General features: G+C 73.0%; 15 protein-coding genes. 10 read left to right on the forward strand and 5 right to left on the reverse strand.

Annotated elements, in window-relative coordinates; genetic code table 11:
* Positions 1-5: 5 nt before the first annotated feature.
* Positions 6-470 (reverse strand): hypothetical protein, encoded by a 465-nt coding sequence (locus ACIQH8_RS08585; protein ID WP_400997147.1) that lies wholly within the window; start codon positions 468-470, stop codon positions 6-8.
* Between the two features lie 46 nt (positions 471-516).
* A complete protein-coding gene (locus tag ACIQH8_RS08590) occupies positions 517-897 on the reverse strand; it encodes a sterol carrier family protein (RefSeq protein ID WP_400997150.1) in 381 nt (126 codons plus the stop codon).
* Positions 898-991: 94 nt separating this feature from the next.
* On the opposite strand from ACIQH8_RS08590, the gene purD reads away from it, so the two are divergent.
* From purD to ACIQH8_RS08605, 3 genes are all read left to right on the forward strand, one after another.
* Positions 992-2,302: a phosphoribosylamine--glycine ligase gene (purD, locus tag ACIQH8_RS08595; protein WP_400997153.1), complete on the forward strand. Its 1,311-nt coding sequence runs from the start codon at positions 992-994 to the stop codon at positions 2,300-2,302.
* Positions 2,303-2,351: 49 nt separating this feature from the next.
* Positions 2,352-3,296: a phosphoribosylaminoimidazolesuccinocarboxamide synthase gene (locus tag ACIQH8_RS08600; protein WP_400997156.1), complete on the forward strand. Its 945-nt coding sequence runs from the start codon at positions 2,352-2,354 to the stop codon at positions 3,294-3,296.
* A gap of 127 nt (positions 3,297-3,423) precedes the next feature.
* Entirely contained in the window at positions 3,424-4,266 is an 843-nt protein-coding gene (locus ACIQH8_RS08605) for a VOC family protein (protein WP_400997893.1), read from the forward strand.
* Positions 4,267-4,287: 21 nt separating this feature from the next.
* Here the strand turns inward: ACIQH8_RS08605 and ACIQH8_RS08610 are convergent, their stop codons facing one another.
* Together ACIQH8_RS08610 and ACIQH8_RS08615 are read right to left on the reverse strand one after the other, a co-directional pair.
* Positions 4,288-4,929, reverse strand: a complete 642-nt coding sequence (locus ACIQH8_RS08610; protein ID WP_400997159.1) for a TetR/AcrR family transcriptional regulator — start codon at positions 4,927-4,929, stop codon at positions 4,288-4,290.
* Positions 4,930-5,147: 218 nt separating this feature from the next.
* Positions 5,148-5,444 (reverse strand): DUF1905 domain-containing protein, encoded by a 297-nt coding sequence (locus tag ACIQH8_RS08615; protein WP_400997162.1) that lies wholly within the window; start codon positions 5,442-5,444, stop codon positions 5,148-5,150.
* Between the two features lie 60 nt (positions 5,445-5,504).
* Between ACIQH8_RS08615 and kynA the strand changes: the two genes are divergently transcribed.
* From kynA to ACIQH8_RS08635, 4 genes are all read left to right on the forward strand, one after another.
* Positions 5,505-6,401 (forward strand): tryptophan 2,3-dioxygenase, encoded by an 897-nt coding sequence (kynA, locus tag ACIQH8_RS08620; RefSeq protein ID WP_400997165.1) that lies wholly within the window; start codon positions 5,505-5,507, stop codon positions 6,399-6,401.
* A gap of 54 nt (positions 6,402-6,455) precedes the next feature.
* Positions 6,456-7,517 carry an amidohydrolase family protein gene (locus ACIQH8_RS08625; protein WP_400997168.1) on the forward strand — a complete coding sequence of 354 codons (1,062 nt, stop codon included), beginning with the start codon at positions 6,456-6,458 and terminating at the stop codon, positions 7,515-7,517.
* Between the two features lie 2 nt (positions 7,518-7,519).
* On the forward strand, positions 7,520-8,791 hold the full coding sequence (locus ACIQH8_RS08630; RefSeq protein WP_400997170.1) for a kynureninase: 1,272 nt from the start codon (positions 7,520-7,522) through the stop codon (positions 8,789-8,791).
* A 104-nt stretch (positions 8,792-8,895) separates the two neighbouring features.
* Entirely contained in the window at positions 8,896-9,294 is a 399-nt protein-coding gene (locus tag ACIQH8_RS08635; protein WP_400997172.1) for a hypothetical protein, read from the forward strand.
* 27 nt (positions 9,295-9,321) lie between these two features.
* Here ACIQH8_RS08635 and ACIQH8_RS08640 read toward each other — a convergent pair whose 3' ends face one another.
* Positions 9,322-10,674: a wax ester/triacylglycerol synthase domain-containing protein gene (locus tag ACIQH8_RS08640; RefSeq protein WP_400997174.1), complete on the reverse strand. Its 1,353-nt coding sequence runs from the start codon at positions 10,672-10,674 to the stop codon at positions 9,322-9,324.
* A 90-nt stretch (positions 10,675-10,764) separates the two neighbouring features.
* Between ACIQH8_RS08640 and purS the strand changes: the two genes are divergently transcribed.
* The 3 genes from purS to ACIQH8_RS08655 all read left to right on the forward strand — a co-directional run bounded on the left by purS (position 10,765) and on the right by ACIQH8_RS08655 (position 13,413).
* On the forward strand, positions 10,765-11,085 hold the full coding sequence (gene purS, locus ACIQH8_RS08645; RefSeq protein WP_400997895.1) for a phosphoribosylformylglycinamidine synthase subunit PurS: 321 nt from the start codon (positions 10,765-10,767) through the stop codon (positions 11,083-11,085).
* A 17-nt stretch (positions 11,086-11,102) separates the two neighbouring features.
* The gene (gene purQ, locus ACIQH8_RS08650) at positions 11,103-11,801 is read left to right on the forward strand and encodes a phosphoribosylformylglycinamidine synthase subunit PurQ (RefSeq protein ID WP_400997176.1); all 699 of its coding nucleotides are present in this window, start codon (positions 11,103-11,105) and stop codon (positions 11,799-11,801) included.
* 241 nt (positions 11,802-12,042) lie between these two features.
* Positions 12,043-13,413, forward strand: coding sequence for a DUF2254 domain-containing protein (locus ACIQH8_RS08655; RefSeq protein ID WP_400997178.1), 1,371 nt, complete (start codon positions 12,043-12,045; stop codon positions 13,411-13,413).
* Positions 13,414-13,445: the final 32 nt, after the last annotated feature.

A 13,445-nucleotide genomic window follows, 5' to 3' on the forward strand; every position in this document is an offset into this window, starting at 1 on the left:
CGGCGTCAGCTCGCCGGGTCCTCGTCGACGTAGTGCGTCGACTCGTGCTCGGCGACGGCCGTGCCACGGCGCCTCGAGAGCACGCGGTCGATGACCAGCGCGGCGACGCCCCCGAGGGCGAGTCCGCCGGCACCGCACCACAGCAGCAGGAATCCGAACACCTGGCCGCGGTCGAACTGGTCGTTCTCGGGGAACGCGAACGTGAGGATCAGCGCGACCAGCACGCCGAGCGCAGCGCCGAGCAGCAGGAAGCTGCCGTAGCGCGGCGACCGCCGCACCGTCACGGCGTCGCTCGTCACCTCGGTCTCGAGGTGCTCGGCCGTCTCGGGATCGAGGTCCATGCGCTCGACCTTGCGTGCGGCGCCGTCCCCGACGGATGCCTCCGGGTCGACGGGCGACACCGCGCCCGCGTCGGCGCCCCCGGCGTTCGGGTCGGACTCGGCGGGATCGGGACGGTCGGCATCGCTCACCCGCCCATTCTCCCCCACCCGCAGGGGCGATCTCCCGGCCCGCGCGTCAGGCGAGCCGAGCGGCGTCGATCACGGGCACGACGCCGTCGAGGTCGGCGCGCTGCCCCGAGGCGTGCACCCGACCGGATGCACGCGCGTCGACCCACGCGAGCGAGCCCGTGGCGAGGCCGAGCCAGGTCGCGGCATCCGTCTCGACGACGTTCGGCGGCGTGCCCCGCGTGTGACGCGGGCCCTCGATGCACTGGACCGCCCCGAACGGCGGCACCCGCACCTCGACCGTGCCGCCGGGTGCGCGCTCCGCGAGCAGCTGCAGCGTGTAGCGCACGGCGAACGCGAGCGTGGTCCGGTCGACGGATGCCGCGTCCTCCGCTCGGACGAACGCGGCGACCGCGTCACGACCCTCGACGTCCCCGATCCTGCGCACCATCCCCCCATCCTCCCCCAGCACGGCGCGATGCGGCGGAGCATCGGCGGCCGTCACGGGCCCGATCCGAATCGAGGGGGTCCGGTAGCCTGAGCGGGTGAGAATCCTCGTCCTCGGTTCGGGCGCGCGCGAGCACGCCATCATCCTCGCCCTGCTCGACGAGGAGGCCGGCCACGAGATCGTGGCGGCGCCCGGGAACGCGGGCATCGCGGCATCCCCCACGTCGTCGGCGCGCGGCAGCGTCGACACCATCGCGCTCGACCCGACCGACCCCGTGATCGTCGCCGACTACGCGATGGACAACGACATCGAGCTCGTCGTCGTGGGCCCCGAGGCACCGCTCGTCGCGGGTGTCGCCGACGCGCTGCGCACGCGCGGCATCGCCGTGTTCGGACCGGGCAAGGCGGCCGCCGCGCTCGAGGGCTCGAAGACCTTCGCCAAGCGCATCATGGAGTCGGCGGGCGTGCCGACGGGCCGCGCGAGCCTCGTCGACTCGCTGCCGAAGGTGACCGAGGTGCTCGACGAGTTCGGCGCCCCCTACGTCGTGAAGGCCGACGGCCTCGCCGCCGGCAAGGGCGTCCTCGTCACGGAGGACCGCGAGGCGGCGCTCGCGCACGCCGCGCACTACCTGCAGCAGGGCCCCGTGCTCGTCGAGGAGTTTCTCGACGGCCAGGAGGTCTCGCTCTTCCTCCTGTCCGACGGCACGAACGTGCTGCCGCTCTCGCCCGCGCAGGACTACAAGCGGCTCCGCGACGGCGACGAGGGCCCCAACACCGGCGGCATGGGCGCCTATTCGCCGCTGCCGTGGCTCGACGAGCGGTTCGGCAGCGAAGAGGCCTTCGTCGACGAGGTCATCGAGACGATCGCCCAGCCGACCGTGACGCAGCTCGCCGAGGAGCAGACGCCGTTCATCGGCCTGCTCTACGCGGGGCTCATCCTGACCAGCCGCGGCATCCGCGTCATCGAGTTCAACGCGCGCTTCGGCGACCCCGAGACGCAGGCCGTGCTGCCGCGCCTCGCGACGCCCCTCTCGGGCCTGCTCTACGCCGCCTCGACGGGCAGGCTCGGCGAGCTGCCGCGCCCCGAGTTCCGCCCCGATGCGGCGGTGACCGTCGTGCTCGCGAGCGAGGGCTATCCCGAGTCGCCCGAGACCGGGCGCCGCCTCGACGGACTGGACGCCGCGGCATCCGTGCCGGGCGTGCACCTCGCCCACGCGGCGACCGCGGTCGGCTCGACCGGCGACGACGCGGAGCCGCATCTCATCGCCACGGGCGGCCGCGTGCTCAACGTGGTCGCGCTGGGCGACGACTTCGCCGAGGCGCGCCGCCGCGCGTACGAGGCGATCGGGCAGCTCCGCCTCGACGGCGGGCAGTACCGCACCGACATCGCCGCGCGCGTGGCGGACTGACCAGGCGAGCCCCCGGGGCGACCGCATCCGTGACGCGAAGGAGACGGACATGACGCACGTGAACGACCTCACCGGCTGGACCCTCGTCTACTCGGGCAAGGTGCGCGACCTGTACGTGCCCACCGACCTGATGACCGACGACGACACCTGGACCGGCGATCCGATGGCGCTCTCACCCGTCGTCCTCGTCGTCGCGAGCGATCGCGTGAGCGCGTTCGACGAGGTCCTCGAGCCCGAGATCCCGGGCAAGGGCGCACTGCTCACCTCCCTCACGCGCTGGTGGTTCGATCGCCTGCCCGAGGTGCCGAACCACCTCGCCTACGCCGAGGACGACCGCTACCACGACCTGCCGGAGATCTCGACCTCGGTCGCCGACCGTGCGATGCTCTGCCGGACCCTCGACATGTTCCCCATCGAGTGCGTCGTGCGCGGCTACCTCACCGGCAGCGGCTACGCCGAGTACGTCGCGACCGGCGCGATCGGCGGGCTGCCGCTGCCCGAGGGGCTGGAGGACGGCGATCGGCTTCCCGAGCCCGTCTACACGCCGGCATGGAAGGCGCCCCTGGGCCAGCACGACGAGAACATCTCGTACGAGCGCACGGTCGAGCTCGTCGGCGAGACCGTCGCCGAGCAGCTTCGCGCGATCTCGCTCGCGGTCTTCGAGCACGCGTCCGACGTCGCCGAGGAGCGGGGCCTGATCCTCGCCGATACGAAGTTCGAGTTCGGCGCCGACCGCGAGCTCGGCATCGTGACGCTCGCCGACGAGGTGCTGACGAGCGACTCCAGCCGGTACTGGGACCTCGAGGCGTACCTCACGGGTGCGACGCCCGAGGTCCGCATGGCGAGCTTCGACAAGCAGATCGTCCGAGACTGGCTCGCGGCGAACTGGGACCGATCCGCGCAGGTGGCACCGCCCACGCTCCCGTCGGAGATCGTCGAGCAGACGGCCGAGCGCTACCGGGCACTGGTGGAGCGACTCACGCTCGGGCTGTAGGCGGTCGCGAGCGCGTTCCGCGCGCGGGAATAGCCGCCGAGAGGACGTGGTTGCAATAGTTGTGCCTACAACCGATTCGGCCGCCGACGCCGGCGCCGCACCCGACCGCCTCGCCGCCGACACCGCGATGGGCCCGGTGACGCTCCGCGTCGCCGACCTCGACGCCATGATCCGCTACTACCGCGACGGCGTCACCCTCGAACTGCTCAGCCACGACGGCCCGGTGGCCGTGCTCGGTCGCGGCACCACCCCCGCCGTGATCCTCGAGCACGCGCCCGAGCTGAAGCACGCCTCGCCCCGCAGTGCGGGCCTCTTCCACACCGCGATCCTCTTCGACACGCGCGAAGCGCTCGCGACCGCCCTGCTCTCCGTCGCGTCGAAGCACCCCGGCACCTTCACGGGTAGCGCCGACCACCTCGTCAGCGAGGCGTTCTACTTCGACGACCCCGAGGGCAACGGCGTCGAGCTGTACTTCGACCGCGACCGCTCGACCTGGAGCTGGACGCACGGCTCGGTCGAGATGGCCACGATCTTCCTCGACCCCAACGGCTACCTCCGCGAGCACCTCACCGAACGAGGGGCGGATGCCGCGGCCGCGGGTACCGGGCTCGGCAGCGCCGGCGTCGGCCACGTCCACCTGTCGGTGGGCGACGTCGCGAGCGCGCGCGAGTTCTACGTGAACCGCCTCGGGTTCGACCAGACCGCGACCTACGGCGACCAGGCGCTGTTCGTCAGCGCGGGCGGCTACCACCATCACATGGCCATGAACACGTGGAAGAGCCGCGGTGCCGGGCGCCGGCAGCTCGCGCTCGGCCTCGGCACGGTCGAGATCCTGGTGCCGACGGCCGACGACCTCGGCGAGCTGGGTGAGCGGATGGCGCACTTCCGGGTCGCGTCGCGCGACGACGGTCGCACGCTCGCGTTCGACGACCCGTGGGCCAACGTCGTCGAGGTGCGCTCGGCGGAGTAGCGCGGCGCGCCTCGCTCGCGCTCAGTCCTCGGGGCGCTTGCGGTGCGACATGTCGTGGAACTCGCCGAAGTCGAGCGCGGCGCCGGGCAGTTCGGCCGCTCCGGGCTGCGCACGCAGCCCGTCGAGCACGATGGCCAGCTGCCGGCGCCAGAACGGCAGGTAGGTGCCCCCGTACTGTCCGAGCGACCCGAGCATGTCGACGAGGACGCTGATGTCGACCGCGGTCACGTCGGGGCGGAGCGCACCCTCGGCCTGGGCCCGCGCGACGATGCCGTCGGCGACGGCCTGCAGCTCCGCGCCCGGGCGATGGTCGGGGTCGAGCTCGGCGACTCGTCGCATGACGGCGGGCAGGTACGGGCGCTCGATGAGCCACGACGAGAGCGCCTCGAGCCAGATCTCGATCGCGCGCCATCCGCTCTCGGCCTGGACGACCTCGGCCGTGAAGGCGCGCAGGTCGTCGACGCCGGTGTCGTAGAGCTCGCGGATCAACGCGTCGCGTGTCGGGAAATGCCGGTACACGGTCCCCGCGCCGACCTCGGCTCGCGTGGCGAGCTCGTCGAGCGGAGCCTCGATCCCACGCTCGGCGAAGAGGCGCCGAGCCTCGACGAGCAGGCGCTCATGGTTGCGGCGGGCGTCCCGCCGGGACGACACGGTCGTGGTCACGACTCCAGCGTACGCCCGCGCGATCGACGGAGGCCGGGACCTACGCCCCCGTGACGCCGGGGGTCGTCCGGATCGGATACGATACGGAGTGTCGACTCCGCTTCTCTGGGCGGGAGACGCGCGCCCACTCGGGGGAGGGGCGTCGGCGTGCGGCGGGCACGGGGTGGGTTCCCTGCTCTGGGGGATGCCCGCCGCACCCACCTTCCGCCGCCCGCCGGCTACTCGAGCGTCTCGAGGTGCACGTCGACGGGCTCGCCCGGCTCGATGCCCTCGGCGTCGCGTACCGCGCGCTTGAGCGGCAGCGCGTATCGCCGTGCGCCGGGGAAGATCGAGGTGCGCCAGGTGGTCGCACCGATGGTCGCCGACACCCGGACCGACCCGAAGCCGCGCGGCATCCGCGGACGATCCCTGATCTCGTCGGACAGTTCCTCGGGGACGTCGACGAAGAACCACGAGTCGGCCGCGCGCTCCTCCCAGCGGTACACGACCGCCGTGAACCGGTACTCCTCGGGCATGGGACGACCCTACGCCCGCCCCCCGACGCGGGACGATGTCCGGATGGCTAGGCTGGCCGCGTGGCAGCACCGAACGACGACCGAGCGGTCGCGGCGGACGAACTCGGCGTCGAGGCGAACACCCGGCGCATCGAGGCATCCGTCGTCACCGACTTCAGCGACCGCATGAGCTACGGGGGCTACCTCGACCTCGACACCCTGCTCGCCGCGCAGCGGCCGATCTCGCGGCCCGAGCACCACGACGAACTGCTGTTCATCATCCAGCACCAGACCACCGAGCTGTGGCTGAAGCTCGTCCTGCACGAGCTCGCGACCGCGTGCGAGCTCATGCGCGCCGACGACCTCGCTCCCGCGCTGAAGTGCATCGCGCGCGTGAAGCACATCCAGAAGACGCTCACCGAGCAGTGGTCGGTGCTCGCCACGCTCACCCCGAGCGAGTACGCCCAGTTCCGCGGCGTGCTCGGCAACGCATCGGGCTTCCAGTCGTACCAGTACCGCGCGGTCGAATTCACGCTCGGCAACAAGAACGCGAAGATGCTGCAGGTCTTCGAAGCGGATGCCGCGGCGAGCGCGATCGTGCGACGTGCCCTCGAGGCGCCGAGCCTCTACGACGAGTTCCTGCGCCTGCTCGCCCGCGCCGGGTACGACATCCCCGCCGAGGTGCTCGAGCGCGACGTCACGACGGCGTGGACGTTCCACGAGGAGCTCGTGCCCGTGTTCGCGGCGATCTACGCCGACCCCGAGCACAACTGGGCCGCGTACGAGACCTGCGAGGAGCTCGTCGACCTCGAGGACAACTTCCAGCTCTGGCGGTTCCGGCACCTGAAGACCGTGGAGCGCATCATCGGGTCGAAGACGGGCACCGGCGGGTCGAGCGGTGCGCCGTTCCTCAAGCGGGCGCTCGAGCTCACGTTCTTCCCCGAGCTGTACGCGGTCCGCACCGAGATCCCGGGGTGAGTGGCGTGCGAGGGGGTCGTTCCACGACACGACGAGGCGACGGGGGCGGTGCGGATGTCGCGAAGTGACCCCCTGCACGGGAAGCCCGACGCCCGAGCCGCGTCGCTCGGACCGCACGCACGACGCGTCCGGCGCTCGCTGAACGGCGACCATCCCGGCGAGACCGGCACCATGCTGCCGCCGTTCATCGACCACCACGTGCACCTGCAACTGGCGGATCCCGCGCCCGCCGTCGCGCGCGGGATCGCCGCGGTCGTCGATCTCGGCGCCGATCCCGGCGCGATCGCGGCGATCGCGCGCGCCGACGGGCTGCCGCACGTCCGGTACGCGGGCGCATTCCTCACCGCGAGCGGCGGCTACCCGTCGGGGCGTCCGTGGGCACCCGACGGAAGCGTGCGCGAACTCGCCCCGGTCTCCGGCGAGGCCGACGAGGTGCGCGAGCGGCGGCACCACGCGCTGAGCGGCCCCGTCGAGGCGGCGGTCGACGAACAGCGCCGGTTCGGGGCATCCGTCGTCAAGGTCGCACTGCACGCCGCCGCCGGGCCGGTCTTCGACCGCGCGACGCTCGACGCGGTGGTCGCGGCCGCGCATGCGGTGTCGCTCCCCGTCGCGGTGCACGCCGAAGGCGCACGGATGGCGGAGCTCGCGATCGACGCGGGCGCCGACGTCCTCGTGCACGCGCCCTTCACCGAGCGGCTCGACGACGACGCGATCGCACGCGCGGTTGCGGCCGGTCAGGCGTGGATCTCGACGCTCGCGATCCACGTGCGCGACGACGCATCCGTCGCCGAGACCGCGATCGACAACCTGCGCCGCTTCCACGCCGCCGGCGGGCGCGTGCTCTACGGCACCGACGCCGGCAACGGCGAACTCGAGCCGGGCGTGAACCCCGTCGAGGTCGCCGCGCTCGTGCGCGCCGGGCTCGCGGCATCCGCCGTCATCGCGGCGCTCGCCGACCCCTGGCCCGACGCCTCCCCGACGTGGGCGGACGCCGGCGTCGCGACCTTCGTCCCCGATCCCGCACCGGCCGACGAGGACCTCGTCGACCCCGACGCCGTCGCACGATGGCTCGCCACCGCGCGACTCGTGCCCACGGAGGAACTGGAGCCCTGCTGACCATGGACTCGCTGCTCGCCTACGCCCGACGCCAGGACCGCGCCGACGGCCTCGCCCACCTCCGCAAGCGCTTCGTCGGCGCCGACACCGACCTCGTCTACTTCGACGGCAACTCGCTCGGGCGACCGCCGGTCGCCGCGATCGAGCGCGTCGAGCGGTTCATGCGGGAGGAGTGGGGCGGCCGGCTCATCCGCGGGTGGGATGAGTCGTGGCTGCAGCTGCCGTACGAGATCGGCGACCGCATCGGTCGCGCCGTGATCGAGGCGAAGGCCGGGCAGACGGTCATCGGCGACTCGACCACCGTGCTGCTCTACAAGCTCGCCCGCGCAGCCGTCGACGCGCAGATCGCGCGCGACCCGCAACGACGCGAGATCGTCGTCGACCGCGACAACTTCCCCACCGACCGCTACGTGCTCGAGGGCATCGCCGCTGAGACCGGCTGCCGCCTGCGGTGGATCGACGTCGACCTCGACCGAGGCGTCACCCCGGAGCAGCTCGCCGTGGCCGCCGGACCGCAGACGGCACTCGTCGTCGTCAACCACGTGTCGTACCGGTCGGCCTACCTCGCCGATGCACCCGAACTCACGCGCATCGCGCACGATGCCGGAGCGCTGATCCTGTGGGACCTGTGCCACTCGGCGGGGTCGGTGCCCGTGCACGCCGACCGGTGGGAGTTCGACCTCGCCGTGGGCTGCACCTACAAGTACCTCAACGGCGGGCCCGGCTCCCCCGCGTTCGCGTACGTGCGCGACGACCTGCACCAGGCGCTCCGGCAGCCCATCCAGGGTTGGTTCGGCACCGCCGACCTGTTCGCCATGGGGCCGGAGTACGTGCCCGCGCCCGGCATCCGCCGCTTCGTGAGCGGCACCTCGCCGATCACCGCCATGATCGCGATGCAGGAGACCCTCGCCATGATCGAGGACGTCGGCATGGCGGCCATCCGGGCGAAGTCGATCGCGCTGACCGCCTACGCCATCGAACTCGCCGACGAATGGCTCGCACCGCTCGGCGTGACCGTCGGATCGCCACGCGACGCCGAGGAACGCGGCGGCCACGTGATCCTCCAGCACGACGCCATGCGCGAGGTCACCGCCCGGCTCTGGCAGCGCGACGTGATCCCCGACTACCGCGACGTCGGCGGGCTCCGGGTCGGCCTCGCGCCGCTGTCGACGAGCTTCGAGGAGGTCCACCGCGGGCTCGACGCCACGCGCGAGGTGCTCCGCGAGGTGCTCGCAGAGCGGGCGGGGCTCGGGACGGGCACGCCGCGCGGCTAGCACGCGACGCACACCTCGGCAATCCCTCGGGCCCGTTCACGCGACCGGAACACGGCGCGCGTAGCATGGCCCATCACACGCGACACCGATGGAAGGGATGTTCCATGACGGATGCGACCGACAAGAAGACCGCCGACCTCGACGACCGCGTCGAGGAGGCCGTGGAGCACGCGATGGCGTCCGCGGAGGCGGCGGCCGATGACGCGGGCGACCGGATCGACGACCTCGCGGACGCCGCGAGCGAGGCGATCGGAAAGGCCACGACCGCGGCGTCGGAGGCCGCGAGCAAGGCGACCGCGGCGGCCGCCGACGCCGCGAGCCAGGCGAAGGCGCTCGCCGCCGACGCGGTCGACGACGCGGGCGAGTTCATCGACGACGCGACGGACTGGATCCAGGACAAGTACCGCGAGAACCCCGCGCTCGTGCTGGGCGTCGCGGCCGCGGTCGGCGCGGTGCTGCTCGTGGGCGTCGGCGCGATCGTCCGGGCGATCACGCGCGACTGACACGACCCGCGTCGGAGCACCCCCGGCTCACGCCAGCGCGGCGATCCGGGCGAACTCGTCGGCCAGCGCGGCCGCCACGACGTCCGCCGAGAGCGCGTCCGCGTCGCAGTGGACCGCGCAGCCGAGCACGCCCGCGTACGAGAGCGCCGCGACGCCGAGCCGCACGTTCCCCTGGATCGCCGCGAGCGGCCAGGCGCGTTCGAGCGGCGCACCGGCGAGCGCGAGCGGATGCCGCGGACCGGGCACGTTGGTCGCGAACATGACGATCAACCGCTGGTACCGCACGAACCTCGCGAACACGCGAGTGCCGACGCGGGTGCGCGTGAGCTCGAAGGAGCCCCGCGCCCTCGCGTCGGCCTTGCGTTCCCGGGTCGACTCGGCGACGAGCCGCAGGCGGCGCGCCGCGTCGGGTTCGCCGGTGGGCAGCGGTACGAGCATGACGCCGACGGCGTTGCCCGAGCGGCCGCGTTCCCCGAGGGCGACGGGCACGCTCACCGGCAGGACGGGCGGAACCGGTTCGCCGCGGTCGCGGAGTGCGGCCTCGGCGGCGGCGGCCATCGCCGAGAGCAGCGCGTCGTTCACCGTCGCGCCGGCGGTGGCCGCTCCTGCGGCGAGCGACTCGAGCGGCGCGTCGACGAAGGCGACCCCGCGCTGCGGACCGATCGGTCCGAGCAGCACGGTGCGCGGAACCACCGGCCGGAGGATCGCGACCGTGCGCTCCCAACCCGAGGCGAGCGTGCGCAGCCGGGCGCGGAGCGTGCGGCGGGACGCGGCGGGCGGGGGCCGGGCGGCATCCGCCGGCGCAGCGGCGCTCGTCGGCGGGACGCCATCCGTCGGCATCGCGCCATCCGTCGGCACCGCGCCATCCGTGGGCACCGCGGCATCCGCCATGCCGTCGGGTCGCAACAGGCGCTCGACCAGGCGCACGGCGGCGAGCCCGTCGGCCATCGCGTGCTGGATGCGCAGCACCATGCCGACGCGCGCCGGAGCGACGCCCGGCACGAGCAGCAGCTCCCAGAGCGGGAGATCGAGCGGGAGCGGCGTCACCATGAGGCGGGCGCACAGCGCCTCGAAGCCTGCTCGCCCGGCGACCGGCTCGACCAGCCGCACGTGCTGCTCGAGGTCGAGCGGCACGGTGTCCCAGGCGAACCGGCGGCCCTCCGGCACGACCCGTTGCGAGAGTCGGGGCATCGCCGGGACGATCGCCGCGATCGCCCGGCGCACGGCCACGAGGTCGACGGCGCCGTCGGGCGCGACCGGTCCGCCCGGGCCGAGCACGCCCGCCATCAGGAACACGTTCACCTGGTCGGGTGCATCGATCACGATGTTCGACGCGTCGGCCGCCGTCAGCCGCTCGCGCGGTCGTGCTGCTCGCGCCACGGCGGCAGTCTACGGCGGACGACGATCCGCGCCCCCGCGACGGATACAATCGTGGGCATCCACCCCCTCGACACCGAACGGAGAACCGCGGTGCCCACCATCGTCGTCGAAGTGATGCCCAAGGCCGAACTGCTCGACCCGCAGGGGAAGGCCGTCGCCGGCGCGCTCTCCCGCACCGGGCACGAGTCGATCAGCGGGGTCCGGGTCGGCAAGCGCTTCGAGCTCACCGTCGACGGCCCGATCGACGACGCCGTCCGGGCCGAGGTCGCCGCGCTCGCGGAGCACGTGCTCTCCAACTCCGTCATCGAGGACGTCGTGGGCATCCACTACGAGCAGTCCAACATCGAGCTGGCCGGCGAGGCCGCCGACCACCACGACGGCTACGACGCGCCCGCGGGCGAGACCCACTGAGACCCGGGGGCTCCAGCATGCGCATCGGCGTCATCACCTTCCCCGGCTCGCTCGACGACCGCGACGCGCAGCGCGCGGTGCGCCTCGCCGGCGGCGAGCCCGTCGCGCTCTGGCACGGCTCGCACGATCTCGAGGGCGTCGATGCCCTGATCCTGCCCGGCGGCTTCAGCTACGGCGACTACCTGCGGTGCGGCGCGATCGCCTCGCTCAGCCCGATCATGACCGAGGTCGTCGACGCGGCGAACCGTGGCCTGCCGGTCCTCGGCATCTGCAACGGCTTCCAGATGCTCGCGGAGGCGCACCTGCTCGAGGGCGGCCTGATCCGCAACGACCACGGTTCGTTCATCTGCCGCGACCAGGTCCTCCGCGTCGAGAACACCTCGACGGCCTGGACCTCCGAGTTCGAGGCGGGGCAGGAGATCGTCATCCCGCTGAAGAACGGCGAGGGCGGGTTCATCGCGTCGGAGGAGACCCTCGACCGCCTCGAGGGCGAGGGTCGCGTGGCGTTCCGCTACGTCGGGGTGAACCCCAACGGGTCGCTGCGCGACATCGCGGGCATCACGAACGCGGCCGGCAACGTGGTCGGTCTCATGCCGCACCCCGAGCACGCGGTCGAGCCGGGCTTCGGCCCCGACACCGCGGCCGCGATGCGGTCGGGCGTCGACGGGCTGGGCTTCTTCACGAGCGTCATCCGCCGCACCCTCGTCGAGGCGTAGGGCGCCGCCGGCGCCTTCCGGGACGAATTCGCAGGACCAGGCGCCCCTCGGTGCGCTGACGGCCACCCTGCGCCCGCTCATCCTGCGAACTCGACGACCCGCCTCGCGCGAGCGCGCGGCGGACGGTGATCCAGCCGAATCGGCAGGGCCGCCGCGTACCGGCGACCCGTCATCCGCCGCACCCACGCGGAGGCCTCGAACGCCGGCGCACCTCACGTAGGCTGACGCGCGGGAGGTGCCGATGCCGACGTCCGACGGAACCCGCCGCTGGTGGGCCACGCTCTCCGAGTCGATCTCGTCACGGATCTGGCCGCTCCCGGTCGCGGCGATCATCGCCGCCGTGCTCGCCGGCATCCTCCTGCCGATCCTCGACTCCGCCGTCGACGAGCACCTCCCAGCGTGGCTCGAGGCGATCCTCTTCAGCGGAGGCACCGACGCCGCGCGAGCCGTGCTCACGACCATCGCGGGCTCGCTGATCACCGCGACGTCGCTGACCTTCTCGCTCACCGTCGTCGCCCTGCAGCTCGCCAGCAACCAGGCCTCGCCTCGCCTGCTGCGCACCTTCGCGTCCGACCGGATGGTGCACGTGACGCTCGCCGTGTTCCTCGGCACGTTCGCCTACGCGCTGACCGTCCTCCGCACGGTGTCGGACACCGGCGGGTCCGTTCCACGGATCGCGGTCACGGTCGCCTTCGCACTGACCCTCGCCAGCGTGCTCATGCTCGTCCTCTTCCTCGCCCACCTCGCGAGCCGACTGCGCGTCGAGACGATGCTGCGCGACGTGCACCGCGAGACCACGCGGACGATCGCCCTCATCGGGGCCGACGACCGTCCGACGGCGCCCGTGCCCGAGCGGCCCGAGAACGCGCGGACGGTCCTCGCGCGACGCTCGGGGTTCGTGACGGGGATCGATCGCGACGCGCTGATCGAGGCGGCCCGCGATCATGGGGCCGTCGTGCGCGAACTCCGGCAGATCGGCGCGAGCGTGATCGAGGGCACGCCGGTCGCGGAGTGGTGGCCGGAACGGGACGCAGGGGCCGGGCCGGATGCCGCCGCCGAGCACGGCACGCGCGCCGATCGCGCCGCACTCGAGGCCGCCGTCGTCGAGGCGTACCGCGTGGGCTACGAACGGACCTCACCGCAGGACATCGGCTTCGGGCTGCGACAGCTCGCCGACATCGCAGCCAAGGCGCTCTCGCCCGGGGTCAACGATCCGACGACGGCCGTGCACGCCCTGAGTCACATCGCGGCCGTCCTGAGCGACCTCGCCGACCTGCCCGAGGCCCCGTCGGCGTACGCGGACGAGGACGGTGCGGCACGGGTCATCCCGGTGCGCCACGAGTTCGCGGAACTGGTCGAGGTCGGCGTACAGCAGGTCCGACGCTACGGCGCATCCGACCCCGACGTCGCGGCGCGCCTGTTCGAGCTCATCGACGATGTCGGGCGGCACGCGACGCGGCCGGAGCACCGACGGGTGCTCGCGGGGCAGCTCGATCGCCTCGTGGCGAGCGTCGCCGCCGCGGACTACGACCCGCACGAACGCGCCGAGTTCGCGCGGCTCGCGGATCGCGCTCGCCGCGTGCTCGCTCAGGCGGACTCGACGTCGGTGTAGCGACCGGGTTCGCCGACCGGAGCGCCGGTGTA

The sequence above is a fragment of the Agromyces sp. GXQ0307 genome (genome assembly GCF_044769845.1).
Lineage (GTDB): Bacteria > Actinomycetota > Actinomycetes > Actinomycetales > Microbacteriaceae > Agromyces.

What these genes read in the sequence shown, in the direction of transcription:
- ACIQH8_RS08600 (WP_400997156.1), top strand. Translation starts at nt 2,352, where the DNA reads ATGACGCACGTGAACGACCTCACCGGCTGGACCCTCGTCTACTCGGGC.
- ACIQH8_RS08655 (WP_400997178.1), top strand. Translation starts at nt 12,043, where the DNA reads ATGCCGACGTCCGACGGAACCCGCCGCTGGTGGGCCACGCTCTCCGAG.
- ACIQH8_RS08625 (WP_400997168.1), top strand. Translation starts at nt 6,456, where the DNA reads ATGTCGCGAAGTGACCCCCTGCACGGGAAGCCCGACGCCCGAGCCGCG.
- ACIQH8_RS08605 (WP_400997893.1), top strand. Translation starts at nt 3,424, where the DNA reads ATGGGCCCGGTGACGCTCCGCGTCGCCGACCTCGACGCCATGATCCGC.
- ACIQH8_RS08630 (WP_400997170.1), top strand. Translation starts at nt 7,520, where the DNA reads ATGGACTCGCTGCTCGCCTACGCCCGACGCCAGGACCGCGCCGACGGC.
- purQ (WP_400997176.1), top strand. Translation starts at nt 11,103, where the DNA reads ATGCGCATCGGCGTCATCACCTTCCCCGGCTCGCTCGACGACCGCGAC.
- ACIQH8_RS08590 (WP_400997150.1), bottom strand. Translation starts at nt 897, where the DNA reads ATGGTGCGCAGGATCGGGGACGTCGAGGGTCGTGACGCGGTCGCCGCG.
- ACIQH8_RS08615 (WP_400997162.1), bottom strand. Translation starts at nt 5,444, where the DNA reads ATGCCCGAGGAGTACCGGTTCACGGCGGTCGTGTACCGCTGGGAGGAG.
- ACIQH8_RS08635 (WP_400997172.1), top strand. Translation starts at nt 8,896, where the DNA reads ATGACGGATGCGACCGACAAGAAGACCGCCGACCTCGACGACCGCGTC.